We start from the raw sequence: 13,501 nt of genomic DNA, 5'->3' as shown, positions 1-13,501 counted from the left end.
GGGCAGCCAAGAACATGGGCACGACACTCACCCCCGAACACCTCAACCCCGCCCTACAAACCCAACCTACCTCCGACTTAACAAACGTTGCACTACGGCTGCTTCTCCAACTTCTTCGGCCACGGCTTCGACCTCGACGGCCACTGGTGGACGACCTCCGAGCACTACTTCCAGGCCCAGAAGTTCCCCGGTACGCGCCACGCCGAACTCATCCGGCGGACGGCGACCCCGTTGCGGGCCGCCGAGCTGGGCCGCGACCAGTCCCGGCCGCTGCGCCGCGACTGGGAACGGGTCAAAGACGACGTGATGCGCCGGGCCGTGACGGCCAAGTTCACCGCCCACGCCGACATCCGCGCCATCCTGTTGGACACCGGCGACGAGGAGATCGTCGAGGACACCAGCACTGACCACTACTGGGGACGCGGCCGGAGTGGCACCGGCAAGAACATGCTCGGACGGATCTTGATGCGCACCCGCACCCAGCTACGCGCCGACCTCACCCAGAACGCCAACACCCAGGGCCGCCGACAGCGGCGATAGCACTGAGCGCAACCATCGCGAACGCGCTGTCCGCGGCAGAAGCGGATACTCCGGCTACCTGCTCGAAGATCGATGACTGCTGGCCAACGGACGCTGGGGTCTTAACATCGGGTGATGAAGGTGATCATGACCGCGACACTTCATTCCCGCGTCGACGAGGTGTTCCGCCGTCACGGTGGCGGCTGGTACGTGATCAGTGCCGAACATCTGGTATTGGTTGGTCCTGCGCTCACGGTCGAGAAGAGCGTCGAGATCCGGCGCAACGGCATGGCGACGGCCAGCCCTGACGGGAAGCTTCTCGCCGTTCCCGGCACTGACACCCTCACCGTCTACGACGACGGCGGCGATCAGGTCACCACTGTGGCACTGCGAGGCTGGCCCGACGACTCCAGCAGCGCGGTCGCGTTCTCCACCGGCGGCAACTACCTGTTGGCAATCTGCGCCGGGGAAGTCCGGGGTACCGCCGAGATCCGCCGGATCGATGGCGTCGCCGGCTGGGCCACCATCGCGACGGCCACGCTGCCGGTGATCAACGACGTCCATCCGGCCGTGTGGGCCCATCCGCACCGGTCCGCTTACCTCGTGAGCATCGGCGCCGGCCAGGACGGGCAGTGGTCCTGGTGGGTCAGCGACGACGCAGCGCTGGCCATCACCGAGATCAAGGCCCTCAGAAATCGGGCCGTGTCCGGCATGGCCGCCAAGCGTGAGATGGCAATGAGCGTGCCCGGTGCCTACGGTGAGGAGATCGCCTGGCACGATCTGCCTAGCGGAAACGTCGTCCGAAGCATCGACGCCGCTGCCCTCGTCGGCGACGACGACGGCGTTCAGCACACCGTCGATCTGGGCGATGGATGCCTGCTTGTCGTCACCGGGGAAGGCCACGTCCTCAGGGTCGACCAGTCCGACGGGCGACCGATTATCGCGGCTCGCATGCCCGCCACCGACGCCTCGTCCCCGTACGGATGGGCCGGCGCAACCATTGCCACCGCCAACGACCTGCTGCTGTGGGACCATGACGGCGGCATCGCCCTGGCCAGCCTCACCGGCCAAGCCGAAGACAACGCCGTCGATGCTTGAGCCATCTCATCGCGACAGAAGCGCGCACCGACAGATCGGGGATGTGGCGTCCGGCGCGATCATCGCCGAGCTCCAGCGAGGCACTGCGGGGCGCCCGAGCCTGATATCGCTGGCGTTGCGGACAGGCTCTGCCAGTATGGCGGTGTGATGGACACGGCAGGCTGCCAGGACGGCGCCGGCGAGTTCTGGCAGACGGAGCCCGGGTGGTCCTGATGAATTGCGGTCACGGTACTTACCTGCCGGTGAACCAGATCACGTCCATGGCCATGCTCATCTGCGACGAGGACGAGTCCGCGCGCATTACTGCAGGCATGCGTTGTCCGGCTGTCCCCGTCCTTGACATGCCCCACGACGCCGACCTGCCGGTCATTGCCGACATCTACGTCGACCGACTCCCGCAAGACGGTCTGCAGATCCTGGCCGAGCTTCGACGCCTGCTGGGAATGGTGTGGCCATTCTCCGACCTTCGTAACCTGCTCGCCGCCCAGCCGATCCGTGCCCGGGCCAGCGACGTGGCCGAAATGAGAAGCGCACTGACGGCAATCCCGCACCTTCGGCCGTACCTGTTCCACGATGCCCACGGCAGCCTCACACCGGTCTGGCCCGGCGACTGAAGCACAGCCACGCCGATTCCCTCAACCCGAGCGCAGATCAGCTCTGGCCCTGAGTTGCGCCCGTTCAGGAAGGAACCACGAGCGCGGCCTCGTCCCATCCGCGACGCTCGATCGTCGGCAGCTGCGGGTGCCGAGCGTCGGCTCTGCTCGTCAGAGTGTGTTGCGCGCTGATCGCGGCCAGTCCGCGCGCGTGATCTTTCGTACGCACGTCTGCGTAGCGCACTCATCTCAGGCTCCAGCGCAGCGTGCGACAGCTGGGAATGTCCGTCCGCGACGCTTGCCGCAACCCGCCGGTAGGTTGTACCAGGTGAGTGCACCCGAACCGGACGTCGCCCGGATGTGGCAGGCCCATCGTGACCGCTGGTTTCCCCCTCTGTTGCGCGGCGCCGAAGTCGGCGACATCGATGTAGTTTTACTCGATGCCGATACCGCCGGCTGCGTCAGTACCTGGCTGGACAACGGTGGCAGCCTCGACCCGGAAAGGTCGCGAACCCTCGCAACCTGCGTGGAGGACCTCGACACGGTCATCGCCGTGTTCACCGATGCTGAGGAGTCGTACTACCTTCAGCAGTTGCGCATCATAGCCGCCGCCGTGCTCGCAAGGACTCAGGGGTAGCGCCCGATCTGCGGCTATGAGCGGATGTGAGGTCGCCGTCTCGCTGCGAGAATCCTCCAGCCGCGGGTGGCAGTCGCGCCGAAAATTGTCGGTGGGTCCTGGCATAGTGCCGGGCATGTTGAGTGGACTTCACGATGTCGACTGGGCGTCGATGCACCATGCCTACGGTTCGGCCGAGGAGGTGCCATCGCTGCTGGAAGCACTGCGCTCTCCGAATGCCGAGGTACGGGGGCAGGCACTCAGCGACTTCTACAACAAGGTTCACCATCAGGGTGACGTCTACCGCAGCACCACGGCGAGCCTGCCGTTCCTGCTGGACCTGGTCAGTGATCCTGCCGCACCGGACCGTCACGAGATCGTCGCTCTGCTGGTCAGCATCGGGGAGGTGGCGGTCGAGCGATGCGAGATCGACGACGTCGATGCGGACTTTGTGGGCGCTGCGGCGTTCCTGCGGGAACACGCGGAGGCGTTCGTTGAACTCGCAGGGGACGCCGCCTGCCTGGTGCGTCAGGCTGCCATCCCTGGCCTGGGCCTACTTCTCGCCGATGCCAACCGGGCCCTCAACCTGCTCCAGGACGGCTCGGCGATGAAGTTCTGCCTACTCGAACGCCTTCTCGTGACACAGACGACGGCCACGTTGGCCCAACGGATACCTGTGATCACGCCGGCGGCGACAGCGTGGCTCGCGAGCCTGGCCGTAGACCCGGCGGGTGAACCGGAGTTCCGGCTCGCCGCGTTGATCCACCGGGCCGACTGCACTCCAGACGCAGTCGACGACGATCTCGTACCGGCTGGAATCAGGCTGTTGCGCGAGATCGCCGACGCCGCATCGCCGGAGCAGCCGTGGCCGGAACCACAGCCGGTTTCGCAGCTGGCCGACGGTGTGCCACCGTTCGTTGCCGCCGCGTTCGACGATCTGGACCGCATCAACCGGCGGTACGCACTGACTACAGATCTGTTGCGGACGCTGCACCAGCTGCTGGGAGCGCGGGTTTCGCAGCGCACCGACTTACTGGTAGAGCAGCTGGGCAGTCCCGAACCCGGCGTTCGGCTGGACGCGATCCGGATGACGAGCGATCTTCTTGGGTCCTGGCGTGGGGATCATGACGCCCTGATCCGGCTTATCGCCGCTCAACTCGGTGCGAGCAACTTGGAAGTCGCGGCCGAGGCGGCAACGCTGCTGGAGAGGCACTATGTGATCGCAGAGCCAGCCCGGGAATCCCTGGCGGCCCTACTCGCCAGTCATGGGCCGGACGGATGGACGACCCCGCGACCACATCTGCGCCGGCTTTACCAGAAGGCCGTCATGGCAATTGCCCGGCTCGGGGACGTACGGGCCCTACCCAGCCTCCTGGTGGCGCTCGACAGCGACGTCGACGCCTGGCTCGCCGTTCAGGTGGCGGGAATGCTGCCGCAAGCGGCGGATCAGCTGGCGCCTCGCCTCTGTGACCGGTTGCGGCGCGCCGATCTGTCCGAGAAGTGGCAGCCGAGCGCGAGCGGCATCCTGTCCGCTCTGGCGAAGCTCGGCAACCTCACCCCATTGTCCCTGATCACCGAGACACTCGCCGCCGCTGCTGAACGGAAGAACTGGGACGTCGTGCGATCCGCGCTGGAGGCGTTGCGGGCGTTCGGTCCGGTGGCAGCGCCCGCGCTGCCCCAGATCAGATCGGTGGCCGGCGTCGACGATACGTGGACGCGGTCCGCAGCTGTCACCACGCTCTGGGCGGTCGGCGGCGACCTCGACGAGGTCATGCCGCTCGCTCTTGCGTTGCTTGACACCTATGCGCTTCGGGACGCGGCCGACGTGCTCGGCCAGATCGGTTCGCCGGCAGCTGCAGCGCTGCCCCGCCTGCGGGAACTCCTGGCGGACGGCTACGAATGGAATCGCGTGCACGCTGCCGCAGCAATCTGGGACATCGGCGGCGAGTCGGAAGCACCCGTTGTCCTGGATATCCTCCTTCAGGCGTGGCAGAAGAACTCCGCGACCGGCAACTATGTCGCCGCCTGTCTGAAACGGATGGGTTCTGCCGCCATGCCAGCGTTGCCGCAGATCCGCGCGGAACTCGGCCGCCCCGAGCGTGGGGGCCGGTTCGGAAGTGTCGACAACGACGAGGAACTGCTGCGGGAGCTCGCCGGGGTGCTGCACTCGATTGAGGTCAGCGGCCCAGCCGCACCCGGTGGCCGGTAAGGACATGGGCCACGCCTATGCCTTCTGCGGTCGCCACGACTTCAATGACCGTCCCGCGTCATCGGAGTCGGTTCCATCCTTCATCAGACATCCGCTCATCGGCTGCGGATGCTCGGCACGGGCGGTCCAGGTCTCTGCCCGTGACAGAGCGTCACCCGGATGGCGGTGATGAGGTGAATTCCGACTACTCGATCAACAGAGCCTGCCAGGCTCAACCCCGAACACGGGCTCGGCCTGTCCGCCGCCGCGTCCGGCAGCGGCTTCCTGCTGTTCAGCGCCGGCGTCGTGCTCGCCTCCACCACGGCGGCCGCGGCGATCCGGCGCATCGGCCTGCCTGGCGCGATGACCGCGGGGCTCGCCGTCATCGCCACGGCCATGGTGGTCGAGTCCGCCGGGGTCTGGCGCCGGTCGCTGCCGGTGTTCCTCGCCAGTCTCATGCTGTCCTGGCTGGGCCTCGGCGTCGCGTCGGTCGCCTCGACCACGTGCGCGACCGCCGACACCACCCCGGTCTCGTCGGCGGCATGCTCAACGCCGCCGCGCAGATCGGCACCGCCGTCGGCATCGCCGTCCTGCTGTCGGTCGCCCCACCGACCCGCAGCACCGTACACCTGGCCGCCGCCGGCGCCGCCCTCGCCGCCGGGCTCGCCGTCCGACTCACCCGCTGCCGGGCCGACCGCGGCTGACCGACACGGCCCCGGCGCGCGTCGCCGAACCGGGCGGGGTCCAGGCATCGACTCTGTACTATTGGCTGGCCGGCTGCGTGTCCCTGTCGGGCGCCAGCCGATACGCACGGGGGGTGCACTTGAGTTTGCGGTTCCGCCTGCTCGGCAGTCTCGAGGCGGACATCGGAGGCCAGCTGGTCGACCTCGGTCACGGCAGGCAGCAATCCGTGCTGGCGGTGCTGCTGGTCGACGCGAACACGGTCGTGTCGGTCAACCAGCTCCTGGAGAGGATCTGGGCGGACCGCCCTCCTCAGCGGGCACGCGACACGCTGTACAGCTACCTGTCCCGCCTCCGGCGCGCGCTGTCCGCCAACGGCGAGGCCGGCCCGCACCGAAGAAGCGGCGGGTACGTCCTTGCCGTCGACCCGTCCGCCGTCGACCTCGTCCAGTTCCACCGGCTCGCCATGAGCGCGCGGACGGCCGATGACGGCGACGCGCTCGCGCTGTTCGACCAGGCGCTCGCACTGTGGCGGGGCGAGGCCTTCGCCGGTCTGGACAGCCCATGGCTGGGCGCGCTGCGAGACCAGTTGAGCCAGCACCGTTTCGCGGTGGAGCTGGACCGCAACGACGTCGCTCTGCGTCGGGGCCGCCATGCCGAGCTCCTGCCCGGGCTGGCGGCCCAAGCCCGGGCGTACCCGCTCGACGAACGCCTCGCCGGTCAGCTCATGCTGGCCCTGTACCGGTCCGGTCGGCAGGCCGACGCGCTGGGCCACTACGAGCGGACCCGGCGGCTGCTGGTCGAGGAGCTCGGTGCCGACCCCGGTCCCGCGCTGCGGGAGCTCCATCAACGGATCCTGACCGAGGACGCGGCATTCGCGACACCCGCCACCGCCGGCTCCGAGCCGCAGACGGTGGCCCCGCCCGTACCACGCCAGCTGCCGGCGCCGCCGCGGCTGTTCGTCGGCCGGAGCCGGGAACTGGCCCGGCTGACGGAGGTGTTCGGTCACCGGCCCGGCTCGGAGCACACCATGCCGATCGTGACGATCACAGGCACGGGAGGCATCGGCAAGACGTGGCTCGCGCTGCGGTGGGCACACGACAACCTGCACCGGTTTCCCGACGGGCAGCTTTACCTGAACCTGCACGGGTTCAGCCGGTCCGGCCGGCGTCAGTCGCCCGCCACGGCGATACGTTCGCTGCTGGAGGCGCTTGCCGCAGCGCCCTCCGCCATCCCCTCCGACCTGCACGCCCAGACCGCGCTGTACCGCAGCCTGGTCGCCGGTAAGCGCATGCTGATCATGTTGGACAACGCCTACGACGCCGACCAGGTCCGCCCGCTGCTGCCCGGATCCGCGGGCTGCGCGGTCGTGGTGACCAGCCGCAACCAGCTGCCCGGACTGGTCGCCACCGACGGGGCGCAACCGCTGGTGCTGCATGTGCTCGCCCCTGCAGAGGCACGCGACCTGCTGACCCGCAGACTCGGCTCGGAGTCGGCGGCGGACCGGCCGTCGGTGGACCGGATCGTCGCCGCATGCCTGGGGCTGCCTCTGGCGCTGTCCATCGTCGCGGCCCGTGCGGCCACGAACCCAGCCGTCCCGCTCGGGGCGCTGGCCGACGACCTCGTCCACAACCACGGGAACCTGGACGCATTCGCCGGCGGAGATCCCGATGCCGATCTCCGCGCGGTGTTCTCCTGGTCCTACCATGCCCTCGACGCCGACGCTGCCCGGGTGTTCCGGTTGCTGGGCGTGCATCTCGGCCCGACGGTCACCGCACCGGCCGTCGCCAGCCTCGCCGGGCTGACGGGTGGCCGGGCGCGGTCGCTGCTGGAGGAACTGGTCCGGGCGAACATGGCCATTCTGCTCACTCCCGGCCGGTACGCGCTGCACGACCTGCTGCGCACCTACGCCACCGAGCTCGTCGAAGCCGACGACGACCGGCAGGTCGCGCCGCACCGGATGCTCGATCACTACCTGCACACCGCGTACGCCGCCGCCCTGCTGATCGAGCCCCACCGGGAACCGATCAGCCTGCCGCCGGCCCGGCCGGGCGTCACCGCCGAACAGTTCGCCGGTCAGGCGGAGGCGCTCGAGTGGTTCGTCGCCGAACAGTCGGTGATACTGACGGCCGTCGACCAGGCCGCGGAGGCCGGATACAACGGCCACGCATGGAGACTGGCATGGGCCACCGCCACGTTCCTCAGCCGCGGGGCGCGCTGGCAGGATCTCACCGCCACCCAGCGCGTCGCGTTGGCGAGCGCGGAACGTGCGCGGGACCTGGTCGGGCAGGCCCACGCCCACCGCGACCTGGCCCTGGCTTGCAACCACACCGGCCGGCCGGAGGATGCCACGGCCCACCTGCAGCGCGCCTTCGACCTGTTCGGTGAGCTTGGTGACCACGTCGGCCAGGCCTACACGTGCCTGTTCCTGGGCTGGGTGTGTGAGTGGCAGGGCCGGCAGCGGGGCGCGTTGCGGCACGACGAGCGGGCACTGGCGCTGTTCCAGGCCGCCGGTCACAAGGTCGGGCAGGCGAAGGCCCTCAACGCGGTCGGCTGGGACCACGCCCAGGCCGGCGACTACCGACAGGCCATCAGCTACTGCCAGCTGGCACTGACGCTGCACGAAGCCCTGGACAACCGCACGGGAGCGGCGAAGACCTGGGACAGCCTCGGCTACGCGCATCAGCGGCTCGGTCGCCACGAACTGGCGATCGAATGCTTCGGGCACGCGCTCGCCCTCTACCGCAGCACCGGCGATCGGTACGGGGAGGCCGAGACCATGGACCACCTCGGGGACAGCCACCACGCCTCCGGTGACCTCGAAGCGGCCCGCGACGCCTGGCAGCGGGCGCTGGACCGGCTCGGCGAGCAGAGCCCGTCCGAAGCCGATCAGATCCGCGCCAAGCTCCGCCGCCCCGACGCCGGGTCGGCACGGTCCTGACCAGCGGATTCAAGCTTCGCCCAGGGTTGGCCCAACCTCGACCTGGCACGGTGGTCCCAACCAGCGGCGCCAGGTCCGCGCCGGTCGGGAGACCCTAATCACGGGAGGCAAGAAGATCATGAGAGCGGGTAGGTCGTACGGGGAGATCTTGATGGGTAGCTGGACCCGCCGGGTCATCGCGGTGGCCGTCGTGGCGATCGGCACCATCGCCGTCACCGCCGCGCCGGCGGGTGCGGTGACCCCGGTGGGAGCCTGGAAAGGCAACACGTACTGGGCGTCCGACATCGTCGGCGCGCACGCACAGGGCGACTCGTACGTCAGCGGCAGCCGTGTCTACGTGACCGGCTACATCCGCGACACGGCGTCCGACGGGCACGGCGCGTGCCTGAAGATCAAGACCTGGTACAACGACAGCGTCTTCACTCGTGACGAGTTCGTTTCCGACACCGACGGGAACAACTCCAGCTACAAGTACTTCAGCTTCAACTACCCTGTCGGCACCACGGAGTACATCGACATCCAGGAGTGCCTGACGGAATCAGGCAGCATCTGGGACGAGGCTCCCGGATGGCAGTCCATCGTTTCGCCGTAGCCCGCAGGCACCGGACACGGTGAACCGGTCAGGCACCACGCAACGGCCCGTCAGGCGCGATCCTGGCGGGCCGTTCGCGATGGCGGGCTGGGGCCGGGCATTTCGTCGACCTCACTGCCGCCCATTCTCGCCATTCTCCGTGTTCGATGGATAGGATCAGCACACCCTCGCCTGCCGTCACCGGACTGTGGTTGGCCCGGAACTCCCAGATTGTGCCGAGAAATCGCAACTACTGCGATGACCAGTCCAATTGTTCACGGAGCCGGGCACCGCGATCCGCAATCGGTGGGCGGCGGCCAGCCGCAGGTCATCGCCTCCTGGACGGCCATGTGCCCGGGATGCTCGACAGTTCGCAGTTTCCCGACGGCGGCCGGACCACACAACCCCCTAAGCGACCCCCTCATGCACTCCCCTGACTTCATCCGACGTCATCAGGGACGGATTCACGGGGATTTCGGTAGGGGGTTGTGAGGCCCCTAGGCCTCGATTAGCGTCGCCGTGAAGTCATTTCCTGTCAGCCCTTGGCGGTGGTGTGCGCCCGAGCGGCGCGACATCTCCGCATCCGCAGTGTGGACAAGTACTTCTGGAGGCGACCAATGGCCGGGTCACGGCATGGCCGACCCGGCCGTCGTGGATCGGCCTCGACCTGGCCGGCTTCCTCGGCGGGCTCTTCGCCGGCACGCCGGTGCACCTCGCCGACGACGGCGACCTGGCCGCCCTGGCCGAGGCCGACGCCCTGGGCTGCGACCGCCTGGTCTACGCCGGCGTGGGCACCGGCGTCGGCGGCGGCATCATCCTCGACGGCCGGCCGGTGCCGGGCCCGGGCCGGGGCTCCTGCGAGCTCGGCCACGTCGTGGTCGATCGACGCGGCGACCGATGCGACTGCGGCCGGCGCGGATGCGTTCAGGCGGAGGCGTCCGGCCCGGCGACCCTGCGCCGAGCCGCTGCCGCGGCCGGCGCGGTGGTGAGTTTCGAGGATCTCCGTGCCGGCTTCCTCGCCCGTACGCCCTGGGCCGTCGCGGCGATCGAGCAGGGCTGCGCAGCCCTGGCCGCTGCCCTGATCGGCACGACCGAGCTGCTGCACCCTGAGGCCATCGTGATCGGTGGCGGCTTCGCCGCGTCGCTGCCGGGTTACGTCGAGCAGGTCGCCTCGGAGCTGGACATGCTGGCCCGGCCCGGCCACTGCCCCGCTCCGGTGCTGCCGGCACGCCTCGGCGACCGGTCGTCCCTGGCGGGCGCGATACTGGCGGCCGGCGGCCCGTAGGCGCGAACGTCTACGCCCCGGCCAGTTTCATGGCCACGTCCAGCTCGTGCAGCTTCTCCGGGGAGCAGACCCCGATCCGCTCGATCAAAGCTTCCTCGGTGACGCTCGCTCCCCACGTGCAGAAGATCGTCCCGTCCTGTGGCAGCGCCACCCGCACGACGCCGTCCTCGGCCAGCCCCTCCGCGGTGCCGAAGAAGACCTCGATGCCGACCGCCCGGACCGGGCCGGCCTCCTCGACGATCCGGCGCCGGTTGTCGGCGTCGAGCGCCTGGTCACCGGACATGACCACGAACCCGCGCTTCTCGGCCGGCGTGGCCGGGGCGACGATCTGCATGATCTGGAACTCCGGACCGGCACCGCCCGACAGCAGCACCACCGGCCGCTTCTCGTCGAACTCGGCCCACCACAATTCGCCACGTTCCACCCGGCAATGCTATCAGCCATCCACCGCCGTCATCGGTATGTGCGCACGCTTTCGGCCCGTGTGCTCGGCTTCTGGGTTGAGGTCTTCGACACGTCAACCCTTCGCGCGGCGCTGTTGCGTTCGCGGGCTGGAGGGCGCGTTTGGGTGAGTGCGCATCGGTCTGAATCCGGCGAACGCCGACCGCGGTGGTAGGGACGGACGCCGACGGTTCGAGAGGTTCACCGTCCAAGCCTGTCCGACCAGGACATCGCTCAACGCAAACGGACCCGCGTCGAAGACCTTGGGCGTGAACGGCGACAGACCGCACGCCAAGATCACCCCACGGCTCATCCTCCTCACCCGGCACGGCAGCCGCGGCACGGACCACGACCAGCGCGCCGGGCCGCAGCCGTCGCCTCGGTATCACGCGCTTATACCTTCCCTGGCGGGGCAGGTCGCACGTCGACCGGTGAGCGGCCGTGCCCGGCACGGACCCGGCCACAAAGGGTGAGCTTCCGTGGAAAGTAGGCCTTGACGTGCGGGCTTTTTGGGATGCGCTGGCGGCCGGCGTCGATCATCTGACGCTGGCCGGGTGGCTGCAGATCATCTCGAGCATCGGTGCGGTCGCCGCGGCGATCGCTGGCGCCTCGGCCGCTCGCGCGGCGCGCGGGGCGGCCCGGACCGCCGCCAGGCAGTTGCCGGAGTTGCAGAAGCAGGTCGAGATCAGTGCGGCTCAGTCGAAAGCCGCCGACGAGCAGGTCACCCTCGCCCAGGAGGTCCTCAAGGCCGCGACGGCGGCGGTCCGGGAAGCGGCACGCGCCAGGACGGACGAGCGGGCTCCCCTCGTCGTCGCGCTGTTCGAGGCGCCGCAATGGCCCCCGTTGATCGACGCGACGCGTGACCGGATGCCGTACGGGAACGAACCGCGACTGCTCGACCAACGTTCTGTGGCGCGGGCCGAGACAGCCTCGCCGGCGCGTCTCTTCGCACGGGATGGAGCGCGGACACAGCTCATGTGGTTCCAGACCAGGGGCGTACTGATCAACGAGGGCGCGACCACGGCACGGGTGCGACTCGACGACGAGGCCCAGTTCGTGGGGGCGACCGACGCGAGGAGGGAGCGCCTCCTGCGACCGGGAGAGGTAGCCCCGTTCGAATGGGGGGCGGGTCACACGATCGCGGAGTGGGCGGTCGCCCGCGAGAAACCCGATCCGCCCAACCCGCTCGGCGCCTGCTTCTTGACGATCACCGTGTTCGACTCGTTCGAGCACGGCGTCTTCGACCACATCCACGTCGTCATGAGCGGCCGGCCGATCGTCCCGGTGGACGACACCTTCGACGAAGTGCGGCTCGCCTCCCGGGAGGCCGAGGCGGAGATGGAGGTCACGGTCTTCCCCACCCGGCGCACGTACCGCTCCGACGGCGTGCGGAGGGACCCCCTCCCTTGGGACGGCACGTACGCGGCATGGTGGAAGGCGAACGGACGGCGCACTCCGAGCCCGATGGCACCGTCGCACTGACGGCAGCGAGCGGGTGTGCGCGCAGATCACCCTCGTCGGCGGTTCTTCTCGCAGTTCGCGAGCACCACCCCGTCGAGCCCGGTGTGGCGCCGGAGTTCCCCCGGCGCCACACGGGCACTCAGATTCCCGGCATCGTCGCCCCGCGCGGGCCTTCGATCTCCAAGCGCGGCCAGTCGGCGAGATCTCGTAACAGTTGCCGGTCGTGCGTGGCGACCACGACGGCGGCGCTTGTGTGGCGGATTGCCTCGGTCAGCTCGTTGACCAGCACGGACGACAGGTGGTTGGTCGGCTCGTCGAGCAGGATCACGCTGGGGCGGCCGGCCAGCGCGAGCGCCAGGTCGAGGCGCCGCTGCTGCCCCTGCGACATCCGTCCGACCGGGGTGGCCATAGCCTCGGAGTCCAGCAGCCCGAGCGCCCCGGGACGGACCGCGTCGGCGTCGCGCAGCGCCCGGCAGGCCACCAGGCGCCCGACATGGCGAACGTATGCCTCGCGGGCGGTAAGGCCACGGTGGTGCGCAGCGGTTTCCTGGGTGATCAGGACGACGCGTGCCTCCTTCGCCGTCCAGAGATCTCCCTGTGTGGGCTGCAGCGCACCGGCCAGCACCGCGAGCAACGTGGACTTGCCGGCGCCGTTGGCTCCGGTGACGAGCAGCCGGTCACCGCCGTCGAGGGCCAGGTCGACGGGGGCGATCAAGCGCTCGTCCACGGCGACGCCGCGTGCCCGCACCTGTGGCGCACCAGGCCGGATGCCCAGGTCGGGCCAGCGCAACAACGGCGGCGGCTCGGGCACGTCGATCCGGTGCTCCGCCAAGGCGTCCTGCCAGGTGTCATAGCCTCCGAGCCGGACGGCAGCGTCGAGCGCAGCGGCGTATCGGTCCTCGGCCTCGGGGTCATCGCCGGCGGCCAGGGCGCCGGTCGCCTGCTCCAGCGCGGTGAGGGCCGCCAGCGACGGCGCGAGCACCTCGGAGGTGAGGGTGCCGACGCTCTCGCCATCGCGTGCGGCCAGCTCCTGGCGGGCCAGGCCGATCGTGCCGGCCCGGTGCACGGCGCCGTCGTCAGGCGGGATCAGGCCCGCGAGAACGTGCA

At 69.5% G+C, this 13,501-nt stretch carries 13 protein-coding genes; 10 read left to right on the top strand and 3 right to left on the bottom strand.

Annotated elements, in window-relative coordinates; all coding sequences use genetic code 11:
* Positions 1-87 precede the first annotated feature (87 nt).
* The 5 genes from AB0J72_RS48315 to AB0J72_RS48295 all read left to right on the top strand — a co-directional run bounded on the left by AB0J72_RS48315 (position 88) and on the right by AB0J72_RS48295 (position 5,035).
* Positions 88-540, top strand: coding sequence for an NADAR family protein (locus AB0J72_RS48315; protein WP_363412663.1), 453 nt, complete (start codon positions 88-90; stop codon positions 538-540).
* Positions 541-654: 114 nt separating this feature from the next.
* Positions 655-1,617, top strand: coding sequence for a hypothetical protein (locus AB0J72_RS48310; RefSeq protein WP_363412661.1), 963 nt, complete (start codon positions 655-657; stop codon positions 1,615-1,617).
* A 203-nt stretch (positions 1,618-1,820) separates the two neighbouring features.
* Positions 1,821-2,231 carry a hypothetical protein gene (locus AB0J72_RS48305; RefSeq protein ID WP_363412659.1) on the top strand — a complete coding sequence of 137 codons (411 nt, stop codon included), beginning with the start codon at positions 1,821-1,823 and terminating at the stop codon, positions 2,229-2,231.
* A 307-nt stretch (positions 2,232-2,538) separates the two neighbouring features.
* Positions 2,539-2,847, top strand: coding sequence for a hypothetical protein (locus AB0J72_RS48300; RefSeq protein WP_363412657.1), 309 nt, complete (start codon positions 2,539-2,541; stop codon positions 2,845-2,847).
* Between the two features lie 115 nt (positions 2,848-2,962).
* Positions 2,963-5,035, top strand: coding sequence for a hypothetical protein (locus AB0J72_RS48295; RefSeq protein ID WP_363412655.1), 2,073 nt, complete (start codon positions 2,963-2,965; stop codon positions 5,033-5,035).
* 95 nt (positions 5,036-5,130) lie between these two features.
* On the opposite strand, the gene AB0J72_RS48290 is transcribed toward AB0J72_RS48295, so the two are convergent.
* Positions 5,131-5,517, bottom strand: a complete 387-nt coding sequence (locus AB0J72_RS48290; RefSeq protein ID WP_363412653.1) for a hypothetical protein — start codon at positions 5,515-5,517, stop codon at positions 5,131-5,133.
* Here AB0J72_RS48290 and AB0J72_RS48285 point away from each other — a divergent pair, their 5' ends adjacent.
* The 4 genes from AB0J72_RS48285 to AB0J72_RS48270 all read left to right on the top strand — a co-directional run bounded on the left by AB0J72_RS48285 (position 5,518) and on the right by AB0J72_RS48270 (position 10,492).
* Entirely contained in the window at positions 5,518-5,718 is a 201-nt protein-coding gene (locus tag AB0J72_RS48285; protein ID WP_363412651.1) for a hypothetical protein, read from the top strand.
* Between the two features lie 119 nt (positions 5,719-5,837).
* Positions 5,838-8,636, top strand: a complete 2,799-nt coding sequence (locus AB0J72_RS48280) for a BTAD domain-containing putative transcriptional regulator (RefSeq protein WP_363412649.1) — start codon at positions 5,838-5,840, stop codon at positions 8,634-8,636.
* 151 nt (positions 8,637-8,787) lie between these two features.
* Positions 8,788-9,228 carry a hypothetical protein gene (locus tag AB0J72_RS48275; protein WP_363412647.1) on the top strand — a complete coding sequence of 147 codons (441 nt, stop codon included), beginning with the start codon at positions 8,788-8,790 and terminating at the stop codon, positions 9,226-9,228.
* Positions 9,229-9,760: 532 nt separating this feature from the next.
* Positions 9,761-10,492: an ROK family protein gene (locus tag AB0J72_RS48270; protein ID WP_363412645.1), complete on the top strand. Its 732-nt coding sequence runs from the start codon at positions 9,761-9,763 to the stop codon at positions 10,490-10,492.
* 10 nt (positions 10,493-10,502) lie between these two features.
* Here AB0J72_RS48270 and AB0J72_RS48265 read toward each other — a convergent pair whose 3' ends face one another.
* A complete protein-coding gene (locus AB0J72_RS48265) occupies positions 10,503-10,916 on the bottom strand; it encodes a hypothetical protein (protein WP_363412643.1) in 414 nt (137 codons plus the stop codon).
* A 458-nt stretch (positions 10,917-11,374) separates the two neighbouring features.
* Here AB0J72_RS48265 and AB0J72_RS48260 point away from each other — a divergent pair, with 458 nt between their 5' ends.
* Positions 11,375-12,415 (top strand): hypothetical protein, encoded by a 1,041-nt coding sequence (locus AB0J72_RS48260; protein ID WP_363412641.1) that lies wholly within the window; start codon positions 11,375-11,377, stop codon positions 12,413-12,415.
* A gap of 118 nt (positions 12,416-12,533) precedes the next feature.
* Here the strand turns inward: AB0J72_RS48260 and AB0J72_RS48255 are convergent, their stop codons facing one another.
* Positions 12,534-13,460, bottom strand: a complete 927-nt coding sequence (locus AB0J72_RS48255; RefSeq protein WP_363412639.1) for an ATP-binding cassette domain-containing protein — start codon at positions 13,458-13,460, stop codon at positions 12,534-12,536.
* Between the last annotated feature and the right edge of the window lie 41 nt (positions 13,461-13,501).

The organism is Dactylosporangium sp. NPDC049742 (assembly GCF_040674675.1).
GTDB classification, from domain to species: Bacteria; Actinomycetota; Actinomycetes; order Mycobacteriales; family Micromonosporaceae; genus Dactylosporangium; species Dactylosporangium maewongense.
The sequence above is the reverse complement of the archived record's forward strand: the minus strand, read 5'-3'. Positions and strand labels throughout refer to the sequence as shown.

Coding starts and splice junctions, on each gene's coding strand:
- AB0J72_RS48295 (WP_363412655.1), top strand. CDS start 2,963: ATGTTGAGTGGACTTCACGATGTCGACTGGGCGTCGATGCACCATGCC.
- AB0J72_RS48275 (WP_363412647.1), top strand. CDS start 8,788: ATGGGTAGCTGGACCCGCCGGGTCATCGCGGTGGCCGTCGTGGCGATC.
- AB0J72_RS48310 (WP_363412661.1), top strand. CDS start 655: ATGAAGGTGATCATGACCGCGACACTTCATTCCCGCGTCGACGAGGTG.